Source organism: Pseudoalteromonas sp. KS88 (assembly GCF_004766475.1).
Taxonomy (GTDB): Bacteria; Pseudomonadota; Gammaproteobacteria; order Enterobacterales; family Alteromonadaceae; genus Pseudoalteromonas.
This window is the reverse complement of sequence record NZ_PYHV01000048.1, coordinates 1-1,160: the sequence shown is the minus strand read 5'-3', so window position 1 is coordinate 1,160 and position 1,160 is coordinate 1. Positions and strand designations below refer to the sequence as shown.

Below are 1,160 nucleotides of genomic sequence, written 5' to 3'. Positions count from 1 at the left end.
CATTGGGCTTTAAACTATCCATTGTTGAGCTGGTAGAAAAAGGCGACTTTACGTATAAACAAGCTCAAAAACACTATGGTATTCAAGGTCGCAGCACCGTTCTTGTATGGCTAAGAAAATATGGTAAATTAGATTGGTCTACACCAACTTATATGACCGATATGCCTAAATCAAAAGAAACCCCAGCACAAAAAATTAAACGTTTAGAGCGTGAGATAGAAGACTTGCGCCTAAAGGATTTAGTTAAAGATGAAATGATTAATATCATGGATGAAGAGTATGGAGCGGGCTTGCGAAAAAAGTACATATCCGAGCTATCACGCGTACAAAAGAAAAACAGCAAGTAAAACTGACACCGTTATGCCGTGCATATGGCATAACGCGACAAGGTTACTACCAAGCTATACGCAGAATAGAGGCTCGGAATAAAGCACTGGAGCCAGTCAAAGAACTAGTGATGTACTGGCGACAATTCATGCCTCGCGTTGGTGGAAAGAAACTGTATCGGATGATAAAACCAGCGCTGCTAGAGCGTGGTATTAAACTAGGGCGTGATTGTTTTTTTAATTATTTGAGAGAACATGATTTTCTTGTAAAACCAAAGAAAAATTACACTAAAACAACACATAGTAACCATTGGATGCGCAAGCACCCCAATTTACTTAAAGAGCATACGCCTACTGCGGCCGAGGAAGTCTTTGTTAGTGATATTACATATGTAAAGTCAGCGCAAGGTGTGCATTACTTGTCGTTAGTCACTGATGCGTATAGCCGAAAAATAATGGGATATGAGCTGAGTGATGAAATGAAAGCAACCGATGTAGTCAAAGCATTAGAGATGACGATTAAACAGCGCGTATATAAACGTGATGCGATTCATCATTCAGACCGAGGGCTACAGTATTGCTCTGAAGTGTATCAAAATGCGCTATTAAAAGAGGGAATTAAGCCATCGATGACAGATGGATATGATTGTTATCAAAACGCCTTAGCGGAGCGGATTAACGGAATCTTAAAACAAGAATTCTTACTCTATACATGTCGCAATATACAAGAGTTAAAACGACTCGTTGAAGAGTCAATATTCATATACAATGAAATACGACCGCATTTGAGTTTGGGAATGGAAACACCAAATCAAGTGCATAAAAAAGACCTGG

At 39.3% G+C, this 1,160-nt stretch carries 1 protein-coding gene; it reads left to right on the top strand.

Annotation, left to right across the window (positions count from 1 at the left end; translation table 11 throughout):
* Nucleotides 1-2: 2 nt before the first annotated feature.
* Nucleotides 3-1,160, top strand: a protein-coding gene (locus C7Y70_RS20330; RefSeq protein ID WP_245321619.1) for an IS3 family transposase whose coding sequence is annotated in 2 segments (ribosomal slippage) — nucleotides 3-320 and nucleotides 323-1,160 — 1,156 coding nt annotated over the 2 segments. Because the reading frame shifts where the segments join, the coding sequence is not laid out codon by codon here. This gene is flagged as partial in the annotation.